The organism is Burkholderia sp. Bp8963 (assembly GCF_003854275.1).
GTDB lineage: Bacteria > Pseudomonadota > Gammaproteobacteria > Burkholderiales > Burkholderiaceae > Burkholderia.
Genome location: NZ_QTQP01000008.1, coordinates 186,584 through 208,288 on the forward strand (window position 1 = coordinate 186,584; position 21,705 = coordinate 208,288).

Genomic DNA, 21,705 nt, shown 5'->3' on the forward strand with positions numbered 1-21,705 from the left:
AACGCGCGCCGTGCCGCCGCTCATCGCGGTGCGGCGCGCGAAGCAGGAGATCAGCATGTCCGGGGAACATCGGTTGTGGCCGCTGCGCATCGCCACCGCCCTCGCAGGCGGCGTCTGGTGCGCGGCAGTCGCGGCGCAATCGAGCATCGATGCATCCACGCTCGTGGGCGTGCCGCTCACGAAGCATCTGCAATCGATGCGTGACCTGCGCTATCGCGACATCGTCAACCAGCAGTTCGATTTCAGCTGTGGCTCGGCCGCGCTCGCGACGCTGCTCAAGTACGGCTACGACATCGACATTCCGGAAACCGAAATGATCCGGCGGATGATGGCGTTCTCGACGCCCGACGTCGTGGTCAGGAACGGCTTCTCGATGCTCGACATGAAGAAGTTCGTCGAGACGCTCGGCCTGCGCGGCCGCGGCTTCCGGGTCGGGATCGACGCGCTGTACCACCTGCAGATACCCGTGCTCGTCCTGATGAACCTCGACGGCTACGAGCACTTCGTGATCGTCAAGCATGCCGAAAACGACCGGATCTTCATCGCCGACCCCGCACTCGGCAACCGCATCGTGCTCGAGCAGGATTTCGCCAGGACCTGGAACGGCCTCGTCTTCGCCGTGCTGGGGAAACCGTTCAAGGAGGATTCCCCGCTTTTGCAGAACAACGAATCGCTGGCGCTCAAGCTGCGCGACCAGGCGCTCAACACGGGCAACGCCGCGATTCCCTTCGTCGAATTCGGCTTGATCAAGGCAGACCTGTTCTGACCCATCATGAAACGCTCCCTCTCGCCGCTTTGCGTTGCATGGTGTGCTGCCATGTGCGGTTACTCGGACGGCGCCATTGCAGCCGGGAACGCGCTCGGCGCGCCCGACTTGCGTCCGTTCGACAATCAGGTGCCTGCACCGGCCATCCAGCTCGTCGACGATGACGTCCTCGGCCGCCAGACCGGCAAGTATGCGGACGCATCGATGATTTCCGGGTTCGTGCTGAACCTCGTGTCCGAATGGCAACTGCCGAACGGCGCCCGCGCGATCGCGCAAGGCACGCTGTCGGCTTCCACGAATGCCGAACACCACGTCCACACGCATGTCACGACGCTCGCGAAGGTCGTCGACGGCGACGACGCGCCGACCGGCGCGAACCCGAACGCGATCGCCACGGGCGGGCAACCGGTATCGGTCAACGGCATCTCGCAGGTCACGCAAGTCGCGGGCAACAACAACGCCGGCACCAACACCGCCGTCATCGATTTCAATGCGCAGCATCCGGCGCCGGCGCCGCTGCCCGGCTCGACGTCGAACCCGAGCGCATTCGCGACCGATGCGACCGGCACCGTGAAGGCCGGGGTCTCGTTCACCGGCAATGGAGTCTCTGTCGTGCTGCAAACACCCGCGGGACTGGCCACCCAGTCGATTGCGCCGGCATCCACCCGGCAGGCCGGCTCGATCGCGCAACTGCTGCAGGTCGCAGGCAATCGGCAGATCGTCTCGAACCAGTTGCAACTCCTGCTGCAGACGCAGCAGATGTCACCGGCAACGCTCCGTCAGATGGGCGTCCTGCAGGCGCTGCAAAACAGCGCCCTGTCGAGGAGATGACGGGCGGCGCGCAAGCCGCGGCATCGCACATGCAACCGCTTCATGTGCCGCATCAGGCGGCCGCGAACCGGACCCTTTGGTTTGCTTCGCGGCCGCTCCATCCGGGGGAAGGGCCATGCATCACAAGTCGTCAACATGTCTACCGCACGCCAGGCTTGCCGCCATTCCGGCTGCGGTGCTCTGCTTTACGTTCATGCAAGGTGCACATGCGCAGGCGCTCGCCAACCAGTCGCTCGAAGAGCGGCTCAATACGCTGATGAAGGTCGTCGACGAGCAGCAGCACAAGATCGACGCACTCGAGCGCCAGGTCGTCGATCTCGAGATGGCTCGCCGCGGCCGCGGCGAGCCGGGTGCGCCCGGCGCCGCCGATCCGGCCGCGCTGGCGTCGCCGCTGCTGTCACAGTACACGCCCGTCACGCCCGCGCCGGGCGAAGGCACCGGCACCGCGACCGGCGTGCCGGTCAATCCGCCGCCGCCCGCGGGCGCCGCCGAAACCGGCGCCCCCGGCGCCGTCGGCACCGCGCAGAAAGCGGCCGAGCCCACCCGCACCGCGGCCGAGGACGCGGTCGTGCAGCGCGAGCATGCGCCGCTCTTCGACCGCAAGCTGACGATCGACTGGGGGATCAGCGACACCTACTACGACCGTCGGCAACTGCAGCTGTCCGGCTTCCTCGCGCTCGACGCGATCTTCCTCGGCAACCTGAATCTCGGCCAGACGAAGTCGCATCAGCTGATGTCCGACGTAGATGTCCGCTATGGCCTCACCGACCGCATCAGCGTCGACGCCGACGTACCGTACATGTATCGCACGTCGACCTTCATCAACGGCGGCGCCGGCGGCGCGGCGAACACGCTGTCCGATACCGCGGTGAATTCGCACGCGCTCGGCGACGTGAACTTCGGCATCTACTACCAGTTCGTCAAGGAGCACGGCAGCGTGCCGGACATCGTCGGCAGCCTGCGCGTGAAGTCGCCGACCGGCACGTCGCCGTTCGGCATCAAGCTGCTGCAGGCCGACGCGAGCAACACGAACCTCGTCGCGCCGAGCAAGCTGCCGACCGGCACCGGCTTCTGGAGCATCACGGCCGGGCTGTCCGCGCTGAAGACCTACGACCCGATCGTGCTGTTCGGCAGCGTGTCCTATACGTACAACGTCGCGCGCTCGTTCGCGGACATCTCGTCGGTGGTCGGCCAGACGCAGCCCGCGAAAGTGAAGCTCGGCGACATCGTCCAGCTCGGCGGCGGCGTCGCACTTGCGTTCTCCGAGCGCGACTCGGCGAGCATCGCCTACACCATGGCGATCGAACCGTCGACCCGCACCCAGGCGCCCGGCGGCGAGTGGCAGCGCGTGCCGGGCAGCCAGACGACCGCATCGACACTGGGCTTCGGCCTCAACCATGTGTTCAACAAACACCTGACGATGAATGCGTCGGTCGCGATCGGGCTCACGCCCGATGCGCCGAACTACGTCGTCGGACTGCGCTTCCCGTATACGTTCTGAAGCGCGACACCGTAGCGAGGATATCGTGCATGACTCCCGCCCCGACTCACCTTCCGCCCCTCCGGGTTTCGTGCCGCGACTGACGATCGCGCACGCGGACGGGCCCGGGACCAGCCACTTGCCTGCCGTCCGGCCACTCGTGTATCTGTCGCGCCGTCCCGACGCGGCGCTCGTCGCGCATCTGCGAGAGCGACGCTGGGACGTGCTCTGCGCCAAATCCGCGCATGATGTGCAGCGGCTCGTGAAGCCGGAAGTCGCGCACGCGGGCATCGTCGATCTCGACGGCTTCGCGGCGCGCGACCTGCCCGCGCTCGAGCCGGTCCTGCGCCATCAGCAGATCGGCTGGATCGCGCTCGCCGACGCCGCGCGCCTCGCCGAGCCCGATATCCGCAAGCTGATCCGGCAATGCTGCTTCGATTACGTGAAGGGCCCGCCGACCCATACGACGATCGACTACCTCATCGGCCACGCGTATGGCATGGTGACGCTGTGTGACCTCGAGCTTGCAACCGACGTCGCGGCAACCGGCGATGACGAAATGGTCGGCACCTGCGACGCGATGCAGCAGCTGTTCCGCACGATCCGCAAGGTCGCGAACACCGACGCCACGGTGTTCATTTCCGGCGAATCGGGCACCGGCAAGGAGCTGACCGCACTCGCGATCCACGAGCGCTCCACGCGCCGCAAGGCACCGTTCGTCGCGATCAACTGCGGCGCGATTCCGCATCATCTGCTGCAGTCCGAACTGTTTGGCTATGAACGCGGCGCGTTCACCGGCGCGAACCAGCGCAAGATCGGCCGCGTCGAGGCCGCGCACGGCGGCACGCTGTTCCTCGACGAAATCGGCGACATGCCGCTCGAAAGCCAGGCGAGCATGCTGCGCTTCCTGCAGGAAGGCAAAATCGAGCGGCTCGGCGGCCACGAGTCGATCCCGGTCGACGTGCGGATCATTTCGGCGACGCACGTCGATGTCGAGGCGGCGATGCGCGACGGGCGCTTTCGCACGGACCTGTTCCACCGCCTGTGCGTGCTGCGCATCGACGAGCCGCCGCTGCGCGCACGCGGCAAGGACATCGAACTGCTCGCGCACCACGTGCTGCTGAAGTTCCGCAGCGACGGCGCACGCAAGATCCGCGGCTTCACGCCGTGCGCAATCGAGGCGATGTACAGCTACCCGTGGCCCGGCAACGTGCGCGAGCTGATCAACCGGATCCGTCGCGCGATCGTGATGGCGGACAGCCGGCTGATCTCGGCGGCCGATCTCGATCTCGGGCAGTACACGGTGCAGCAATCGACGACGCTGGCCGAGGCGCGCGAGCGCGCGGAAAAGCGCGCGATCGAGGCTGCGCTGCTGCGCCACCGGCACCGGCTCGCGGAAGCGGCTGCGGAACTCGGCATCTCGCGCGTCACGCTGTACCGGCTGATGGGTGCGCACGGGTTGCGCGACCTGTCGGACACCGAGCAGCGCGCGGCGGCGGGCGACGACGAGCACGGTGGGTAGGCACGTACGCACGACGTTGCGCGGACGGATGATGCGTCCGGCCGCTGCGAAGCATCGCGCGGGAGGCGCACGCGCCGCCGCGCACGATGCCCGGCACTCACCGGCATTCCGGTAAAATCAGAGCCATTCCGGTTTTCCCTCTTTCCGACCTTCATGACGACGCTGACCCTGATCGTCGCGCGCGCCCGCAACGGCATCATCGGCCGCGACAACCAGTTGCCCTGGAAACTTCCCGAGGATCTCGCCTTCTTCAAGCGCACGACGATGGGCGCGCCGATCGTGATGGGCCGCAAGACCCACGAATCGATCGGCCGGCCGCTGCCGGGCCGCCGCAACATTGTCGTCACGCGCGACGCAGCGCGCCGCTTCGACGGCTGCGATACCGTGACGTCGCTCGCCGACGCGCTCGCGCTCGCCGCGCAGGACGGCGCGGCCGAGGCGTTCCTGATCGGCGGCGCGCAGCTCTATGCGGAAGGCCTTGCGCTCGCCGACAAGCTGGTCGTCACCGAGATCGACGCCGACTTCGACGGCGACGCGTCGTTCCCGGCGCCCGATCCCGCGCACTGGCAGCAAGTGTCGCGCGACGCGCACCAGGCGGCTGCACCGAACACGTTTGGCTACGCGTTCGTCGTCTACGCACGCAAGCGCGGCTGACGCGCGACACGCGCAATACAAAAAGCCCGACCGGCACGCTTGCCGGTCGGGCTTTGTTTTCTGGTCGGGCGAGCCGACGCGGGCCGCGCACTGCGGCGCCGCATCATCGGGCCTTCATGCCGCTTACTGCCCGGCGATCGTCATCTGCTCGATCAGCACCGAGCCGGTTTCCTTCGTGCCGCGCACGATCGAATCCGCACCGATCGCGACGATGTGACGGAACATCTCCTGCAGCGTGCTCGCGACGGTGATCTCCTCGACCGGATACTGGATCACGCCGTTCTCGACCCAGAAGCCCGCTGCGCCGCGCGAATAGTCGCCCGTCACATAGTTCACACCCTGCCCCATCAGCTCGGTCAGCAACAGGCCCGTGCCGAGCTTCTTCAGCATCGCGTCGAAATCGTCGCCCGGCTGCGTGTTGCTGCTGCGCAGCGCGAGATTGTGCGAGCCGCCCGCGTTGCCGGTCGTCTGCGTGCCGAGCTTGCGCGCCGAGTAGGTCGACAGGAAATAACCCTCGACGACGCCGTCCTTGACGACGCTGCGCGCACGCGTGCGCACGCCTTCCTCGTCGAACGGCGCGCTGCCCATCGCACGCGGCACGTGCGGATCCTCGACGACCTGCACGTGCGGCGCGAACACCGGCTTGCCGAGGCTGTCGACGAGAAACGAGGTCTTGCGGTACAGCGCGCCGCCGCTCACCGCCTGCACGAACGCGCCGAGCAGGCCGGCCGCGAGCGGCGCCTCGAACAGCACCGGCACCTTGCGGGTATCGAGGCGGCGCGCGCCCATCCGCGCGAGCGCGCGTTCGGCAGCATAACGGCCGACCGCTTCCGGTGCCGCGAGATCGGCCGCGCTGCGCTTCGACGTATACCAGTCGTCGCGCTGCATGTGGCGGCCGCTGCCCGCGATCGGCGCGCACGCGATGTAGTGGCGCGAGTACGGATAGCCGGCAAGGAAGCCGCGCGACGTCGCGAGCACGAACTGCGAATGCTGCGCCGACACGCTCGCGCCCTCCGAATTGCGGATCTGCGGGCTGACTGCGAACGCGGCGTCCTCCGCGCGACGGGCGAGCTCGACCGCGTCGTCGGCCGACAGGTCCCACGGGTGGTAGAGATCGAGATCGCGCGGCGCCGTCTCGAGCAGTTCGGCCTCGGCGAGCCCGGCCGCATCGTCCTCGGCGGTGAAGCGCGCGATGTTGTACGCGGCGGCGACGGTGTCCTTGATCGCGTCCGGCGAGAAGTCCGACGTGCTCGCGTTGCCGCGCTTCTTGCCGATGAACACGGTCACGCCGACCATCTTGTCGCGGTTGTGCTCGATCGTCTCGACTTCACCGCGGCGCACCGACACCGACAGGCCGTCGCCTTCGGAGATTTCGGTCGCGGCGTCCGTCGCGCCGAGCGCGTTCGCATGCCGGAGGATGTCCGAGGCGATTTCTTTCAGCTGATCCTGCGTATGCGGGAAATAGCGCGCTTGCGTGTCGAGGTTGGCAGCCATCTTCGTGATATCCGGTGACGGGCTCGCGGCCCGCGTGTTCAAAATGTCGTATCCCGCGATCATAGCAAGGTCCGGGACACCGTAACGGAGAAGCTTGGGGCGGCCGCGGCGCGATACAATGCCGTCCATGACACGCAAAACCCGTATTCAGCCGATCGAGCACGCCGACGACGACGCCGGCCACGGCTACGATCGCCCCAGCAAATCCCAGTTGAAGCGCGAAATGCACGCGCTGCAGGAACTTGGCCAGGCCCTCGTCGATCTGCCGAAAGACGCGCTCAAGCGGATGCCGATGCCCGAAGACCTCGGTGACGCTGTTCGCGAAGCGCGCCGCATCACCGATCACGAAGGCAAGCGCCGCCAGCTCCAGTACGTCGGCCGCGTGATGCGCACGCTGACCGACGACGAGACGGCCGCGCTGCGCACCGCGCTCGACGCGCAGCGCGGTGTGAACAAGGCCGCGACGGCCCGCCTGCACTGGATCGAACGCACCCGCGAGCAGCTTCTCGCCAACGACGAAGCGCTGACCGAATTCATCCGCCAGCACCCGGATGCCGACGTGCAGGAAGGCCGCACGCTGATCCGCAATGCCCGCAGGGAAACGCAGCAAAACAAGCCGCCGCGCTACTACCGCGAGCTGTTCCAGTGGATCAAGACCGCGAGCGGCACGCCCGACGCCGACGACGAGGCGCCCGAAGCCAGCGGGGACGACGATGACGACGAAGCCTAACCATCCGGACGAACTGGTGGTCGGCCTCGTGTCGATCAGCGACCGCGCAAGCAGCGGCGTCTACGAGGACAAAGGCATTCCGGCGCTGCAGGACTGGCTCGCCGCCGCGCTGACGTCGCCGTGGCGCGCCGAGACCCGGCTGATCCAGGACGACGCGGCGACGATCTCCGCGACCCTCGTCGAGCTCGTCGACACGGCCCGCTGCGACCTCGTGCTGACGACGGGCGGCACCGGCCCCGCGCGCCGCGACGTAACGCCGGAGGCGACGCTCGCGGTGGCGACGAAGGAAATGCCGGGATTCGGCGAGCAGATGCGGCAGATCAGCCTGAATTTCGTGCCGACCGCGATCCTGTCGCGGCAGGTCGCGGTAATCCGCGAGACGGCCGATCATGCGGCGCTGATCGTCAACCTGCCGGGTCAGCCGAAATCGATCAAGGAAACCCTCGAAGGGCTGCGCGACGCGGACGGCCGGGCCACCGTGCCCGGCATCTTCGCTGCGGTGCCCTACTGCATCGACCTGATCGGCGGCCCGTACATCGAGACCGACGCCGCGGTGGTCGCGGCGTTCCGGCCGAAGAGCGCGCAGCGCGCGCCGCGCTGATCGGCGGCCGGAACGCTCAGGCAGTCCGCTCAGGCAGTCCGCTCAAGCAGTCCGCTCAGGCTGCCGGCGCGGATTCGCCCGTCGGCGCCGGCACGCCCGGGATCAGGAAATGCTCGCGGTAATACTTCAGCTCGTCGATCGATTCGTGGATGTCGGCGAGCGCCGTGTGCATCGCGCGCTTCTGGAACCCCTTGTAGATCGCCGGCTGCCAGCGGCGGCACAGCTCCTTCAGCGTGCTGACGTCGAGGTTGCGGTAGTGGAAGAACCGCTCGAGATCCGGCATCCAGCGCGCCATGAAGCGGCGGTCCTGGCAAATCGAGTTGCCGCACATCGGCGACTTGCCGGGCGACACGTACTGGACGAGAAACGCCTGGAGCTGCGCGGCGGCGTCCGCTTCGGTGACCGTCGACGCGCGCACGCGGTCGATCAGGCCCGAGCGGCCGTGCGTGTTCTTGTTCCAGTCGTCCATCTTGGCGAGCGTCGCATCGCTCTGGTGGATCGCGAACACCGGGCCTTCGACCGCGATGTCGAGCGTCGAGTTGGTCACGACGACCGCGACTTCGATGATGCGATCGTTATCCGGGTCGAGGCCCGTCATTTCCATGTCGAGCCAGACGAGATTCAGCTCGTTGCGCACGAGTTCGGGCTGGCTGGCGGAAGCGGGGGTATCGGTCATGAGTCATCCTGGAAAATGGCGGACGGCGTGCTGCGCCGCGGCGGCCCGCGTCGCATCAGCGGGCCCGGTCCGCAAGAACATATAATTCTCGCATAGAACCCTTTGGCGCCTTCGATGTCACCTTTTTCGTTCACCCTGCTGTTCGCGCTCGCCGTGCTCGCGATGGTCGTCACCAAGCTGTGGCTCGCGTCGCGGCAGATCCGCTTCGTCGCCGCGCACCGTAACCGCGTGCCCGCGCAGTTCAGCGCAACCATCCCGCTGTCCGCGCACCAGCGCGCGGCCGACTACACGGTCGAGCGCACCCGCCTGACGATGCTCGAGATCGTCGTCAGCGCGGCCGTGCTCGTCGGCCTCACGCTGCTGGGCGGCGTCGGCGCGCTCGACACGCTGCTGACCGGCTGGTTCGGCCGCGGCTACGGGCAGCAGGTCGCGCTCGTCGGCGCGGTTTTCGCGATCACGAGCGTGATCGACGTGCCGTTCGAGTATTACCGCCAGTTCGGCATCGAGGAGCGCTTCGGCTTCAACCGGATGCCGAAGCGCCTGTTCTTCACCGACATGCTGAAAAACGCGCTGCTCGGCGCCACGCTCGGCCTGCCGCTGCTGTTCGTCGTGCTCTGGCTGATGAACCAAGCGGGCAGCCTGTGGTGGCTGTGGACGTGGATCGTCTGGGTCGTGTTCCAGATGCTCGTGCTGTTGATCTACCCGACCTTCATCGCCCCGCTCTTCAACAAGTTCGAGCCGCTCACGGACGACGCGCTGCGCGCGCGCATCGAGTCGCTGATGAAGCGTTGCGGCTTCGCGGCAAAGGGCCTGTTCGTGATGGACGGCAGCCGCCGGTCCGCGCACGGCAACGCGTACTTCACCGGCTTCGGCGCGTCGAAGCGGATCGTGTTCTTCGACACGCTGCTCGCGCGCCTGTCCGGCGAGGAAATCGAGGCCGTGCTCGCTCACGAGCTCGGCCATTTCAAGCGCCGCCACGTAATGAAGCGCATGCTCGTGTCGTTCGTGCTGAGCCTCGCGCTGCTTGCGCTGCTCGGCTGGCTCGCGCAACGCGCATGGTTCTATACGGGGCTCGGCGTGATGCCGTCGCTCGATTCCAGCAACGCCGGCGCCGCGCTCGTGCTGTTCTTCCTCGCGATCCCCGTGTTCCTGTTCTTCGCGACGCCGGTCGGCAGCCTGACGTCGCGCAAGCACGAGTTCGAGGCCGATGCATTCGCCGCCAGCCAGACCCAGGCGCAGGACCTCGTCAGTGCGCTCGTGAAGCTATACGAGGACAACGCGTCGACGCTGACGCCCGACCCCGTCTATACCGCGTTCTACTACTCGCACCCGCCCGCGTCGCAGCGGATCGACCGGCTGCTGCAGCAAGCATGAGCCGGCCGACCTCCCGCAAGCCGGCCCCGCGCGCATCAGGCGCGGCGCGTGCCGAAGGCCGCGTGATCGCGGCGCACGGGCGCCATTACATCGTCGCACCCGACGAAGGCGGCCCGATGCTGCAGTGCTTCCCGCGCGGCAAGAAGAGCGACATCGCGGTCGGCGACCGCGTCGCGTACGAGCGCTCGTCCGCCGACCAGGGCGTGATCGTCGAGATTGGCGAGCGGCGCAACCTGCTGTACCGCTCGGACCAGTTCAAGTCGAAGCTGTTCGCGGCCAATCTCGACCAGCTGCTGATCGTGCTCGCGACCGAGCCCTATTTCAGCGAGGACCTGCTCGGCCGCGCGCTGATCGCCGCCGAGGCCAACGACCTGAAGCCGCTCGTCGTGCTGAACAAGATCGACGTCGAGGCCGCCCTGCCCGTCGCCCGCGAACGGCTCGCACCGTACCGCGAGCTGGGCTACGACGTGCTCGAACTGTCGGTCAAGGGCGCGCCCGACGATGCGCGTGCGCAGTTGATGCCGCATCTCGCCGGCCACTCGACGATCCTGCTCGGCCAGTCAGGGATGGGCAAATCGACGCTCGTGAACCTGCTCGTGCCCGACGCGGAAGCCGCGACCCGCGAAATCTCGGCCGCACTCAACAGTGGCCGGCACACGACGACGTTCACGCGCCTCTATCCGCTGCCCGCGTGCGACGGCGCGCTGATCGATTCGCCGGGATTCCAGGAATTCGGCCTCTATCATCTGACGGAAGGCCGCCTCGAGCGCGCGTTCCCCGAGTTCCGGCCGCTGCTCGCACACTGCCGTTTCTATAATTGTCATCACCTGCACGAGCCGGGCTGCGCGATCCTGGAAGCCGTCGCCGACGGCCGCGTCGCGCCGTCGCGGCATGGGTTGTATGCGCAACTGGTGCACGAGGCGAGCCAGATCGTGCGTTGACGCTCCGGCAACCGGGGCGCGCCGGGGCGGCACACCTCCAAAGCCGACAGAAGTGACAGGAGCGACAGGAGCCGCAATGCGTTTCAAGGCACCGGATCTCGCGACCGCGCAGCATTGGGCCAACGTGCTCGAAGCGGCGGGAATCGGCTGCGAACTGCACAATCGCTATGCGACGGGCGCGCTCGGCGGGCTTCCCGCCGATGCATGCGCGCCCGAAGTCTGGCTCGACGACGAACGCGACGACGCGCTTGCGCGCCGCCTGCTCGACGCCGCGTCGCACGGCCCGGCGGCCGGCGCGACGCCGTGGCGGTGCCGGCACTGCGGCGAGGAACTCGAAGCGCAGTTCACCGCGTGCTGGCATTGCGGCGCACTACGCGACCCGCGCGACGGCTGATCCAGCAAAAAGGCCGGCATCGAGCCGGCCTTGTTCTTTCCCTGCGTGCGAGACGACGCGGTGCGGTGCCCGCGTCACGACACCCAGACGGCTAGCGTCAGCATCAGCAGCAGGATCATCCACAGAATCACCGCGCGCCACACGAGGCCGACCGCCGACTGCAGCGTGCGCGGCGTGCAATCGTCACCGACCGTCAACGGACCGCTGTCGCCGACCGCCAGCGCGTCGAGGCTCGACGGCTCCGCCAGCGGCCCGGCCAGCCGCGCGCCGAGCGCCCCGCTGCCCGCGGCCAGCAACACGCCGTCGTTCGGGTCGGGCCATTGGCGCGTGTGGTTGCGCCATGCGTAGATCGCATCCTCGAAGTTGCCGACGATCGCGAAACCGAGCGCCGTCAGTCGCGCCGGCACCCAGTCGATCACGAAGAACGCGCGCTGCGCGAACGTCGAAAATGCCGCAGTGCGGTCGTCGGCCGGTGTCGACCAGCTGCGCGCGAGGTATTCGGAAATGCGATACAGCACCGCGCCGGCCGGCCCGATCGGCAGCACGTACCAGAAGAACACGCCGAACACGTGCCGATGCGATGCGACGACCGCGTGGATCAACGTATGGCGGACGATCTCGCCGACGGGCATGTCGACCGTATCGATGCCCGTCCACTCCCGCAGGATTTCGCGCGCACGCGGCACGTCGTCGTTGTTGAGCGCGAGGTGGATGTCGGTGAAGTAATGGCTGAACTGGCGGAAGCCGAGCGTGAAATACACGACCGCGACGTTCCACAGGAACGCGAGTACGAAGCTCACCTTGTACAACAGGAAATAGATCAGCGCGACGACCAGCACCCACGGCAGCACGACCGCGAGCCACGCGAGGATGCCGTGCTTTTGCTTGCCGGCGTCGAGGCCATGCGCGACGGTTTCCGCATGAAACTGGAACAGCGCGAAGACCGGATTGCTCGGCGACAACGCGCGGACCTGTTCGATGATGAGGGCAAGGAGAACCGAAAAGAAAGTCATGCGTGGCGCCGTCTTCGGGTTATGTCACTTTTTGCATAACGATAGCACAGCGTAAGCCACGAAGGGCTGCCAGCGCCGGCAGCCGGCGGCCGGCCAGGCGCACGTAGCGGCGCACCGCGTCATCCGGCGGCCAAGAAGCGGTAAAGATTGCGCAACATGCCGGCAGTTGCGCCCCAGATGAAGTAATCGCCACCCGCGTCGCCGCGCGGATAAGGCATCGCAAAAAAACGACGCTCGCCGCCGTCCCAGCGGAATACCCGCACCTGGTGGTTTGCCGGATTCATCAGGAACGCGAGCGGCACCTCGAAGATCTCGGCAACCTCGAACGTATCCGCCTGCACCGTGAACGGCGGATGCACGAGGCCGACGACGGGCGCGACGCAAAAACCGGTGCCCGTCAGGTAGTCCGGCAATGCGCCGAGGATCTCGACCCGCTCGCTGTCGAGCCCGATCTCCTCCTTCGCCTCGCGCAGCGCGGTCGCGGTGGCGTCGCGGTCGAACGGCTCTCGCCGGCCGCCGGGAAAGCTGACCTGTCCGGCGTGATCGTTCAGATGGTCGGCACGCTGCGTCAGCAGCACGGTCAGGCCGGCTTCACGGACGACGAGCGGCACGAGCACGGCAGCGCTGCGCGGATCGACGCCTTCGCTGATCCGGGCTTCGAAGGGTTCGGCGGTCCATTCTAGCGGGAGGGCGAAGCGGTCGCGCATGCCGGACGGTGTCATCCGTGCGCGATCGATGGACGGCAGCCCGGCACTGGTGCCTTCGATTGGCAGCACTTCGGGATCGACGATGGGGCGGCGGTTCAATGGAGCTCTCTTGATTCGGGTCGATATGAGCATATTGTCGCGCCAGAATGAAAAAAGCACCCGGGTGGGTGCTTTTTCCTTACAGCTCTTACGCTTGGGTAGCTGCGGCGCGATCCTTCGACACCAGCTTTTCCTTGATTCGAGCCGACTTGCCCGAACGCTCGCGCAGGTAGTACAGCTTTGCGCGACGCACGTCGCCGCGACGCTTCACGACGATGCTCGCCAGCAGCGGCGAGTACGTCTGGAACGTACGCTCAACGCCTTCGCCCGACGAGATCTTGCGGACGATGAACGCCGAGTTGAGGCCACGGTTGCGCTTCGCGATCACGACGCCTTCGTAAGCCTGAACGCGCTTGCGGTTACCTTCAACCACGTTCACGTTCACGATCACCGTGTCGCCCGGGGCGAATTCGGGGATCGTCTTGCCTGCGAGCGCGCGCTCGATTTCTTCCTGCTCAAGCTTTGCAATCAGATTCATCACTGACTCCTAAAACCATCTTGTCGGCGTTTGCGCCCGCCCGTTCCCAGGCTCGGCCCCGATAGAGGATGGATTCACATCAGGTGCTGCACACGCATGTACGGCACCCCCAAAATTCCCGCCCGCGAGCACCGCCTCAGGAGGCGTCCTTCGCTTCGCGCGCGAGGTTCGCGAGCCACGCCTCGTCGGCACGGCTCAGCAACTTGTCGCGACGCGCCCGGGCGATCAGGTCCGGGCGCTTCAGCCACGTATTCTTCAATGCTTCCTGGCGCCGCCAGCGCTCGATCTCGGCATGGTGGCCGCCGAGCAGCACGTCCGGTACGCGCATGCCCTCGTATTCTTCCGGGCGCGTGTAGTGCGGACAATCGAGCAGGCCGCCGACGAAGCTGTCCTGCACGGCCGACTGCGCATCGTTCAGCACGCCGGGCAGCAGGCGCACGACGGCATCCATCATTGCCATCGCCGGCAGCTCACCGCCAGACAGCACGAAATCGCCGAGGCTGATCTCCTCGTCGACGCAACGGTCCAGCAGACGCTGGTCGATCGCCTCGTAGCGCCCGCAAAGTACGACGACACCCTGCTCCTGCGCCATCCGCTCGACGCGTTCGTGCGTCAGCGGCGCGCCCTGCGGCGACATCATCACGACACGCGTGCTTGCGATGCCCTGCTCCGCCTGCGCCGCCTTCGCGGCGCCGATCGCAGCCTCGAGCGGCCTGGCCAGCATCACCATGCCCGGACCGCCGCCGTACGGGCGATCGTCGACCGTGCGGTAGTTGTCCGTCGTGAAGTCACGCGGGTTCCAGGTGCGCAGCCCGAAGCGCCCCTGCTTGACCGCCCGGCTGGTAATCCCCCAGTCGGACAGTGCGCGGAACATTTCGGGAAAGAGCGTGACGACATCGAACTGCACCGCGCTCTCCGTGACCTGGTTCATTTAGTAATCGGCTTCCCAGTCGACGACAATGCGACGCGCCGCCTGATCCACCGTTTTGACGTACACGCCGACGAACGGGATCAGCCGCTCGTCAGTCACCGACTGGCCGTCTTTCCCGGTCGCCGGATATTCGATACGCATGATCGAATGCACGCCGTTGTCGATCATCCCGACCACCTTCCCGAGCGCCACCGATTGCTCGTTGACGACATCGAGGCCGATCAGGTCGACCCAATAAAACTCGTCCGACGCCAGCGCCGGAAAATCGTCGCGGCGCACGAACACGCGAAAGCCGCGCAACGCGAGCGCGGCATCGCGATCGCCGCAACCAGCAAGCTGCGCGACGACCGTGTCGCTATGCGTCTTCGCATGCGTGATGCGAGCCGCATGACGCTCACCGCCCCGCTCCAGCCACCACTGACGCGCGCTGAGCAGCGCATCGCCACCGCGGCCGGCATCGGCATGCGCCGCCACCTTGATCCAGCCTTTGAGGCCATAGGCATCGACCACCGCCCCGACCTCGACAGCGTCATCGGGCAAGGACTGCACCATTTCGAGGCCGCCTTGCTCGGCAGCCGCACCGGCGTTCGCGGCAGAACCGCGCTCGACCGGCTTGCGGACGAATGCGCCGAACGACGCACGCCCGCGCCTTGCGTTACCGGAATCGTGACCCGACATCAATGCACCTCACAGCCGGCACGACCGGCACACCGTGCCATGTCAGGCAGCCGGTTGCGCCTTTTGCGCTTCCTTCACGAGACGCTGGACGGTCGGCGACAGTTGCGCGCCAACGCCTTGCCAGTACGTCAGGCGATCCTGAGCGATACGCAGCGATTCGCCCTTCGTAGCGACCGGGTTGTAGAAGCCGACGCGCTCGATGAAGCGGCCGTCACGACGGTTGCGCGAATCGGTAGCGACGATGTTGTAGAACGGGCGCTTCTTCGAGCCGCCGCGAGCCAGACGGATGATAACCATATGAAATCCTTCGGGAAAACCGGGTTCGAAACTACTGAAACGTGCGATTATAGCTGGAAACCAGAGGCACAACAAACACTTACGCGCAAAAAATCCGCAAACGCCCCGTTCGCCGGACATACAATCGTGCTGTCCAGGACTGTCCGCCGCCGCCATGCCGCCTGTTCGCGCCGTGGCGCGCCGCGTGCGGCGCCGCGCTGCGGGGCTGCTTGCCGGCGCCGCCTGTCTCGCCTGTGCAACGACGTTCGCCGCCGGCCAGCTACCGGTTGACGAGCTCGTCGTGCCGCCCGGCTTCCAGGTATCGCTACTCACCGACGCGGTGCCGACCGCACGCGAAATGACGTGGTCGCCGCGCGGCATCCTGTACGTCGGCAGCCGCGAAGGCCGCGTGCACGCACTCGTGATGCGCGACGGCCGGATCAGCGCACACCATGTGATCGCATCCGGGCTCGACATGCCGGTCGGCGTCGCCTGGCGGGATGGCGCATTGTTCGTGTCGGCCGTGTCGCGTATTGTGCGCCTCGACCGCATCGACGACCAGCTCGTCGCGCCGCCGAAGCCCGTCGTCGTCACCGATGCGCTGCCGACCGAGCACCATCACGGCTGGAAGTTCATCGCGTTCGGCCCCGACGGCAAGCTGTACGTGCCGACCGGCGCGCCGTGCAACGTCTGTCTCGCCGACCGCAACCGCTACGCGCTCATCGCGCGGATGAACGCGGACGGCAGCCATCGGGAAGTGGTCGCGCGCGGCGTGCGCAACACGGTCGGATTCGCGTGGCACCCCGACACGGGCGAGCTGTGGTTCACCGACAACGGCCGCGACTGGATGGGCGACGACGTGCCGGACGACAAGCTTAACCGCGCGCCGCGCGCAGGGCTCGATTTCGGCTTCCCCTATTGCCATGGCGGCGACACGCCCGACCCCGAATACGGCGGCCCGGATGTGTGCCGCCGCTATACGGGCCCCGTGCTGAAGCTCGGCGCACACGTCGCGTCGCTCGGCATGCGCTTCTATACGGGTACGATGTTTCCGGCCGCGTATCGCAACAATATCTTCATCGCCGAACATGGTTCGTGGAACCGCAGCACCAAGGTCGGTTATCGCGTGATGCGTGTCGTCGCGTCCGCCGACGGCAGCCACGCGCGGCAAATGCCGTTCGTGACCGGCTGGCTGCGACCCGACGGCACCGTGTGGGGCCGCCCGGCCGACGTGCTGCAGCTGCCTGATGGTTCGCTGCTCGTCAGCGACGACTATGCGGGCGCGATCTACCGCATCACCTATGCGGCACCTTGACGCAGACCGGGGATGACCGCCCCTACCCCGACATCGTAGAATGCGTGCCGGGCTGCGCGCCCGCACCGCGTCTGCGGCCATCCATTCCAGCGATCCATTCGAACGACATTACGCCCGCCCATCCATGTCCAGCAGCAGCACCGCCCCGATCCGCCGCTTCCGCTCCAAGACGCTGACTGCCGCACTCGCCTTCCTGTTCGGCTCGATAGGCGCGCATCGCTTCTACCTGTATGGCTTCCGCGATGTATATGGCTGGGCGCACCTGCTCGCGACGATCGTCGGCATCCCCGGCTTCCTGCTGCTCGCCGCCACCCAGCGCACCGCCGGTCTCGGCTGGTGGCTGGCCGTGCCCGGTGCAATCTCGCTGCTGGCCGCGTTCCTCGCGGCGATCGTCTACGGCCTGCGCCCGGATGAAAAATGGGATGCGCAATTCAACGCCGACACGGGCAAGCACAGCCGCTCCGGCTGGACGGTGATCTTCGTCGTGATCTTCTCGCTGCTGATCGGCGCCTTCTTGCTGATGACCGCGCTCGCCATCTCGTTCCAGACGTATTTCGAATCGCAGGTCGAAGCGGCCAAGCAGATCTCGCAATAACCGGGGCAGCAGCAAGCGCGCTGCACCCAATGCCGCCAAAACCGGCAACGCCGGCGATGCACGGCCGAACGCACGCAGAAGCCGGGGCTTCCTGCGGTCGAGCACCCCGCTGCGTCGCCCACGACCCGGCACCGCAGCGGAAACTAGAAAAGACTTAACTGCGCGTCGTCGCGCGAAATCGCGCTGACCGCCCGTGCGTTCGACCGCGGGATGGCCACCTTTCCTGACTCCAGCCCTCGAACGGCCGCCCCGCGAACGGCTTGTCGCAACTCGCCGCCACCCCGAAACTGCGACAGGTCGAGAATGCCGTTCGCGCGCTCGTTCATCCCGAGCCGCTTGACCGCCTGACGAAAACGCTGCTTCAACAGATCCGCCCAGATCCCCTCGCCCTTCATCCGCTTGCTGAAATCCGAGTCGTAGTCCTTGCCGCCGCGCATGTCGCGTACGCGGTTCATCACACGCTCCGCCCGATCCGGGAAATGTGCGGTCAGCCAGTTACGGAACAGCGGCGCGACTTCCCACGGCAGCCTCAGGATGATGTAGCTCGCGTGCGTCGCCCCCGCCTCCGCACACGCTTCCAGCACCCGCTCCATATCGGGCTCGGTGACGAACGGGATCACCGGCGCGATGCTCACGCCGACCGGCACCCCGGCCTCGCGCAATGCGCGGATCGTGCGCAGCCGGCGGGCCGGCGTCGCTGCGCGCGGCTCGAGCGTGCGCGCGAGATCGGCGTCGAGCGTCGTGATCGTGACCGCCGCCATCACCTGTCCGCGCTCGGCCATCGGCGCGAGCAGGTCGAGGTCGCGCTCGATCAGCGAAGACTTCGTGATCGCGGCAAACGGCAGCCCGCGATCATGCATGACCTGGATCACGCTGCGCGTGATGCGCAGATCCCGTTCGACCGGCTGGTACGCATCGGTGTTGACGCCGAGCGCGATCGGCTCGGGCACGTAGTTTTTCCGGGAGATCTCGCGCTCGAGCAGTTCGGCCGCGTTGACCTTCGCATAGATGCGGCTCTCGAAGTCGAGCCCCGGCGACAGGCCGAGATAGCTGTGCGTCGGCCTCGCGAAGCAATAGATGCAGCCATGCTCGCAGCCGCGATAGGGATTGAGCGACACGCTGAACGGAATGTCGGGGGACTGGTTGCGTGTCAGGATGCTCTTCGCGTGTTCCTCGAACACCTGCGTGCGCAGCGGCCCCGGCAGGTCGGCGTCGCCCGACTCGTGCGTCCAGCCGTCATCGACCGACTCACGCAGCGCCGTTTCGTACCGCCCCTGCAGATTGTCGACCGCCCCGCGCCCCTTGCGGGGCATTGGCGGCGCAACCGGAAATTCGTTGTCGGATCGATCGCCCATCTCCACACCCCGTCACTCGCGCCCAATACTGGATATTTATACAGTATTGGGCGCGGCGTGCCAAGGGTGAATTCAGGCGCCTATTCGTCGACCGAAATCGTCAGCGTCTCCTTGATTTCCTCCATCACGACATAGCTCTTCGACTGCACCGCGCCCGGCAACTGCAGCAGGATGTCGCCGAGCAGCTTGCGGTAATCGGCCATCTCGCCGATCCGCGCCTTGATCAGGTAATCAAAGTCGCCTGACACGAGATGACACTCGAGCACCTCGTCGATCTTCATCACTTCGCGGCGAAACTGCTCGAACATGTTGCCGCCCTTGTGGCCGAGCGTGATCTCGACGAACACGAGCAGCGCCGCACCGAGCTGGGCCGGGTCGACCCGCGCGTGATAGCCGGTGATCACCCCGTCGCGCTCCATGCGCCGCACGCGCTCGATGCAGGGCGTCACGGTCAGGCCGACCTGTTCCGCGAGGTCCTTCATCGCCATCCGGCCGTCGTCCTGGAGCAGTTTGAGGATGCGCCGGTCGAGCTTGTCGAGCGTGCGTACCGGCTGGCGCTGAGTTCTCATGGTTTTTTTGCTGAAAAACAGAAAAATACGATAACAAAACCTATACCTTCGACAATACCATAGCGCAAAAAACTAGATCAGATCGAGGTTACACGGAGCCGCGGTTGCGCCCGGCCTCGACCTGGTCCTTCCATCTGGAGCAGCTATGCGAGTCGTCGTTTTGGGCAGCGGTGTAGTGGGCGTGACAAGCGCGTATTACCTCGCGCGTGCCGGGCATGAAGTCACGGTGATCGACCGGGAGGCCGGCCCGGCGCTCGAGACGAGCTTTGCGAACGCGGGCCAGATCTCGCCGGGCTATGCGGCGCCGTGGGCCGCGCCCGGCGTGCCGCTGAAGGCCGTCAAGTGGATGTTCGAGAAGCACGCGCCGCTCGCGATCCGCCTCGACGGCACCCGCTTCCAGCTCCAGTGGATGTGGCAGATGCTGCGCAACTGCACGGCCGAACGCTATGCGATCAACAAGGGCCGCATGGTCCGGCTCGCCGAGTACAGCCGGGACTGCATCCAGACGCTGCGCGCCGACACCGGCATCCAGTACGAAGGCCGCACGGGCGGCACGCTGCAGCTGTTCCGCACGCAGCAGCAGCTCGACGGTGCCGCGAAGGACATCGCCGTGCTGCGCGAAGCGAACGTACCGTTCGAACTGCTGTCGCCGGCCGAGCTGAGGAACGCCGAACCGGCCCTTGCCGCGGTGTCGCACAAGCTGACGGGCGGCCTGCGCCTGCCGGGCGACGAAACCGGCGATTGCCAGCTGTTCACGACGCGCCTCGCTGCGCTCGCCGAAGGGCTCGGCGTCAAGTTCCGCTACAACACGCCGATCGACGCGCTCGCGATCGCCGGCGGCAAGATCGCCGGCGTGCAGTGCGGCAGCGAGACTGTGCGCGCGGATGCCTACGTGGTCGCGCTCGGCTCGTATTCGACCCGCTTCATCGCGAACCTGATGAAGATCCCGGTCTACCCGCTCAAGGGCTACTCGATCACTGCGCCGATCGTCGACGCAGCGGCCGCACCGGTGTCGACGGTGCTCGACGAGACCTACAAGATCGCGATCACGCGTTTCGACCAGCGCATCCGCGTCGGCGGGATGGCCGAGATCGTCGGCTTCGACAAGAACCTGCGCGCTGCGCGCCGCGAAACGCTCGAGATGTGCGTGAACGACCTGTTCCCGGGCGGCGGCGACACGTCGAAGGCGACGTTCTGGACGGGCCTGCGCCCGATGACGCCGGACGGCACGCCGATCGTCGGCCGCACGCCGCTGTCGAACCTGTTCCTGAACACCGGCCACGGCACGCTCGGCTGGACGATGTCGTGCGGTTCGGGCCAGCTGCTCGCGGACCTGATCTCGGGCAAGAAGCCCGCGATCCAGGCCGACGACCTGTCGGTGCACCGCTACCTGAAGGACGTGGCCGGCCAGCCGCGCCCCGCATACGCGTAAGCCGCATCGGCACGCCGCAACGCGGGCCGGTCGCCATCGAACAAAAAGGCGCAGGGGCGCCTTTTTGCATCACATCGCCAGTCCGCGAGATCAGAACTGGTCTTCGGTCAACGCGAGCACGCCCGCGCCGCCCTTCGCGCTGACGATCGACGCTTCGAGCCCGCTCGCCTGCACGAGGATGTGTTCCGCGTAGAACTGCGCGATCGCGATCTTCGCGTCATAGAACGCCGGATCGCTCGCGCGGTTCGCGTGCGCCGCCACCAGCGCGCGCGCCATCTGCCACCCGCACAGCACCACGCCCGCCAGCTTCAGGTACGGCACGCTGCCCGCGAACACCGCGTTCGGGTCCTGCTTCGTGTTCGCGACCACGTAATCGACCACCGCCGACAGTGCACGTGCGCCCTGCTCGAGCTGCGCCTTCATCGACGCCGCCGCTGCGCCGTCGAGCTGGCCCAGCGCGTCGACCGTCTGCCCGATCTCGCCGATCAGCGCCTTCGCGACCGCACCGCCGTCGCGCACCGTCTTGCGGCCGACCAGGTCGTTCGCCTGGATCGCCGTCGTCCCTTCGTAGATCGCCAGGATCCGCGCGTCGCGGTAGTACTGCGCGGCGCCCGTCTCCTCGATGAAGCCCATCCCGCCGTGCACCTGCACGCCGAGGCTCGCGACATCGTTCACCATCTCGGTGCTCCAGCCCTTCACGACCGGCACCAGATACTCGTAGATTGCCTGATGATGCGCACGCGTCGCCTCGTCCGAATGGCGGTGGGCAATGTCGCTGTGCGCGGCCGCGACAT

Annotated in this window: 23 protein-coding genes and 1 pseudogene; 13 read left to right on the forward strand and 11 right to left on the reverse strand. The window is 66.8% G+C overall.

All coding sequences use genetic code 11. The features are described from left to right. Positions 1-55: 55 nt before the first annotated feature. The 5 genes and pseudogenes from DID96_RS09500 to DID96_RS09520 all read left to right on the forward strand — a co-directional run bounded on the left by DID96_RS09500 (position 56) and on the right by DID96_RS09520 (position 5,253). A complete protein-coding gene (locus DID96_RS09500; protein WP_124599094.1) occupies positions 56-766 on the forward strand; it encodes a C39 family peptidase in 711 nt (236 codons plus the stop codon). Positions 767-772: 6 nt separating this feature from the next. Beyond that, positions 773-1,597 carry a peptidase C39 gene (locus DID96_RS09505; protein WP_124599095.1) on the forward strand — a complete coding sequence of 275 codons (825 nt, stop codon included), beginning with the start codon at positions 773-775 and terminating at the stop codon, positions 1,595-1,597. 115 nt (positions 1,598-1,712) lie between these two features. Further along, a complete protein-coding gene (locus tag DID96_RS09510) occupies positions 1,713-3,098 on the forward strand; it encodes a hypothetical protein (protein WP_124599096.1) in 1,386 nt (461 codons plus the stop codon). Beyond that, positions 3,067-4,599 (forward strand): annotated as a pseudogene (locus tag DID96_RS09515) (sigma 54-interacting transcriptional regulator); the annotation flags it as partial. The gene DID96_RS09510 and the pseudogene DID96_RS09515, both read left to right, overlap by 32 nt. A 153-nt stretch (positions 4,600-4,752) precedes the next feature. Beyond that, positions 4,753-5,253 (forward strand): dihydrofolate reductase, encoded by a 501-nt coding sequence (locus DID96_RS09520; RefSeq protein WP_124599097.1) that lies wholly within the window; start codon positions 4,753-4,755, stop codon positions 5,251-5,253. Positions 5,254-5,376: 123 nt separating this feature from the next. On the opposite strand, the gene pmbA is transcribed toward DID96_RS09520, so the two are convergent. Further along, complete coding sequence (gene pmbA / locus DID96_RS09525) at positions 5,377-6,747, reverse strand: metalloprotease PmbA (RefSeq protein ID WP_124599098.1); 1,371 nt, start codon at positions 6,745-6,747, stop codon at positions 5,377-5,379. Between the two features lie 127 nt (positions 6,748-6,874). On the opposite strand from pmbA, the gene yjgA reads away from it, so the two are divergent. Both yjgA and mog read left to right on the forward strand, forming a co-directional pair. Beyond that, complete coding sequence (gene yjgA / locus DID96_RS09530) at positions 6,875-7,477, forward strand: ribosome biogenesis factor YjgA (protein ID WP_311767731.1); 603 nt, start codon at positions 6,875-6,877, stop codon at positions 7,475-7,477. Further along, entirely contained in the window at positions 7,461-8,078 is a 618-nt protein-coding gene (gene mog, locus DID96_RS09535) for a molybdopterin adenylyltransferase (RefSeq protein WP_124599099.1), read from the forward strand. The genes yjgA and mog overlap by 17 nt, the downstream gene beginning before the upstream one ends. Positions 8,079-8,133: 55 nt before the next feature. Here mog and orn read toward each other — a convergent pair whose 3' ends face one another. Then, positions 8,134-8,754, reverse strand: coding sequence for an oligoribonuclease (gene orn / locus DID96_RS09540; protein WP_124599100.1), 621 nt, complete (start codon positions 8,752-8,754; stop codon positions 8,134-8,136). A 114-nt stretch (positions 8,755-8,868) separates the two neighbouring features. Between orn and DID96_RS09545 the strand changes: the two genes are divergently transcribed. The 3 genes from DID96_RS09545 to DID96_RS09555 all read left to right on the forward strand — a co-directional run bounded on the left by DID96_RS09545 (position 8,869) and on the right by DID96_RS09555 (position 11,463). Then, complete coding sequence (locus tag DID96_RS09545; RefSeq protein WP_124599101.1) at positions 8,869-10,128, forward strand: M48 family metallopeptidase; 1,260 nt, start codon at positions 8,869-8,871, stop codon at positions 10,126-10,128. After that, a complete protein-coding gene (gene rsgA, locus DID96_RS09550) occupies positions 10,125-11,069 on the forward strand; it encodes a ribosome small subunit-dependent GTPase A (protein WP_124599102.1) in 945 nt (314 codons plus the stop codon). Before DID96_RS09545 ends, rsgA begins: the two co-directional genes overlap by 4 nt. A gap of 76 nt (positions 11,070-11,145) precedes the next feature. Beyond that, complete coding sequence (locus tag DID96_RS09555; protein WP_124599103.1) at positions 11,146-11,463, forward strand: DUF2007 domain-containing protein; 318 nt, start codon at positions 11,146-11,148, stop codon at positions 11,461-11,463. A 74-nt stretch (positions 11,464-11,537) separates the two neighbouring features. On the opposite strand, the gene DID96_RS09560 is transcribed toward DID96_RS09555, so the two are convergent. The 6 genes from DID96_RS09560 to rpsP form a co-directional block, all read right to left on the reverse strand. After that, positions 11,538-12,476 (reverse strand): CobD/CbiB family protein, encoded by a 939-nt coding sequence (locus DID96_RS09560; protein ID WP_124599104.1) that lies wholly within the window; start codon positions 12,474-12,476, stop codon positions 11,538-11,540. A 119-nt stretch (positions 12,477-12,595) separates the two neighbouring features. After that, positions 12,596-13,282: a CoA pyrophosphatase gene (locus DID96_RS09565; protein WP_124599105.1), complete on the reverse strand. Its 687-nt coding sequence runs from the start codon at positions 13,280-13,282 to the stop codon at positions 12,596-12,598. A gap of 88 nt (positions 13,283-13,370) precedes the next feature. Further along, positions 13,371-13,760 (reverse strand): 50S ribosomal protein L19, encoded by a 390-nt coding sequence (gene rplS, locus DID96_RS09570; protein ID WP_124599106.1) that lies wholly within the window; start codon positions 13,758-13,760, stop codon positions 13,371-13,373. A gap of 136 nt (positions 13,761-13,896) precedes the next feature. Further along, complete coding sequence (gene trmD / locus DID96_RS09575) at positions 13,897-14,691, reverse strand: tRNA (guanosine(37)-N1)-methyltransferase TrmD (RefSeq protein ID WP_124599107.1); 795 nt, start codon at positions 14,689-14,691, stop codon at positions 13,897-13,899. Beyond that, positions 14,692-15,369, reverse strand: a complete 678-nt coding sequence (gene rimM / locus DID96_RS09580; RefSeq protein ID WP_124599108.1) for a ribosome maturation factor RimM — start codon at positions 15,367-15,369, stop codon at positions 14,692-14,694. Between the two features lie 42 nt (positions 15,370-15,411). Then, a complete protein-coding gene (rpsP, locus tag DID96_RS09585; protein ID WP_006476550.1) occupies positions 15,412-15,666 on the reverse strand; it encodes a 30S ribosomal protein S16 in 255 nt (84 codons plus the stop codon). Positions 15,667-15,820: 154 nt separating this feature from the next. On the opposite strand from rpsP, the gene DID96_RS09590 reads away from it, so the two are divergent. Continuing rightward, positions 15,821-16,960 carry a sorbosone dehydrogenase family protein gene (locus DID96_RS09590; RefSeq protein ID WP_124599109.1) on the forward strand — a complete coding sequence of 380 codons (1,140 nt, stop codon included), beginning with the start codon at positions 15,821-15,823 and terminating at the stop codon, positions 16,958-16,960. A 124-nt stretch (positions 16,961-17,084) separates the two neighbouring features. Next, entirely contained in the window at positions 17,085-17,555 is a 471-nt protein-coding gene (locus tag DID96_RS09595) for an NINE protein (RefSeq protein ID WP_124599125.1), read from the forward strand. 143 nt (positions 17,556-17,698) lie between these two features. Here DID96_RS09595 and DID96_RS09600 read toward each other — a convergent pair whose 3' ends face one another. Both DID96_RS09600 and DID96_RS09605 read right to left on the reverse strand, forming a co-directional pair. Continuing rightward, positions 17,699-18,910: a PA0069 family radical SAM protein gene (locus DID96_RS09600; RefSeq protein ID WP_124599110.1), complete on the reverse strand. Its 1,212-nt coding sequence runs from the start codon at positions 18,908-18,910 to the stop codon at positions 17,699-17,701. An 80-nt stretch (positions 18,911-18,990) separates the two neighbouring features. Continuing rightward, positions 18,991-19,479: an Lrp/AsnC ligand binding domain-containing protein gene (locus DID96_RS09605; RefSeq protein WP_124599111.1), complete on the reverse strand. Its 489-nt coding sequence runs from the start codon at positions 19,477-19,479 to the stop codon at positions 18,991-18,993. Between the two features lie 145 nt (positions 19,480-19,624). Between DID96_RS09605 and DID96_RS09610 the strand changes: the two genes are divergently transcribed. After that, complete coding sequence (locus tag DID96_RS09610; RefSeq protein WP_124599112.1) at positions 19,625-20,911, forward strand: D-amino acid dehydrogenase; 1,287 nt, start codon at positions 19,625-19,627, stop codon at positions 20,909-20,911. 90 nt (positions 20,912-21,001) lie between these two features. Here the strand turns inward: DID96_RS09610 and DID96_RS09615 are convergent. After that, positions 21,002-21,705 (reverse strand): acyl-CoA dehydrogenase (locus tag DID96_RS09615; RefSeq protein WP_148094501.1); only part of this gene is annotated, 704 nt, incomplete at its 5' end.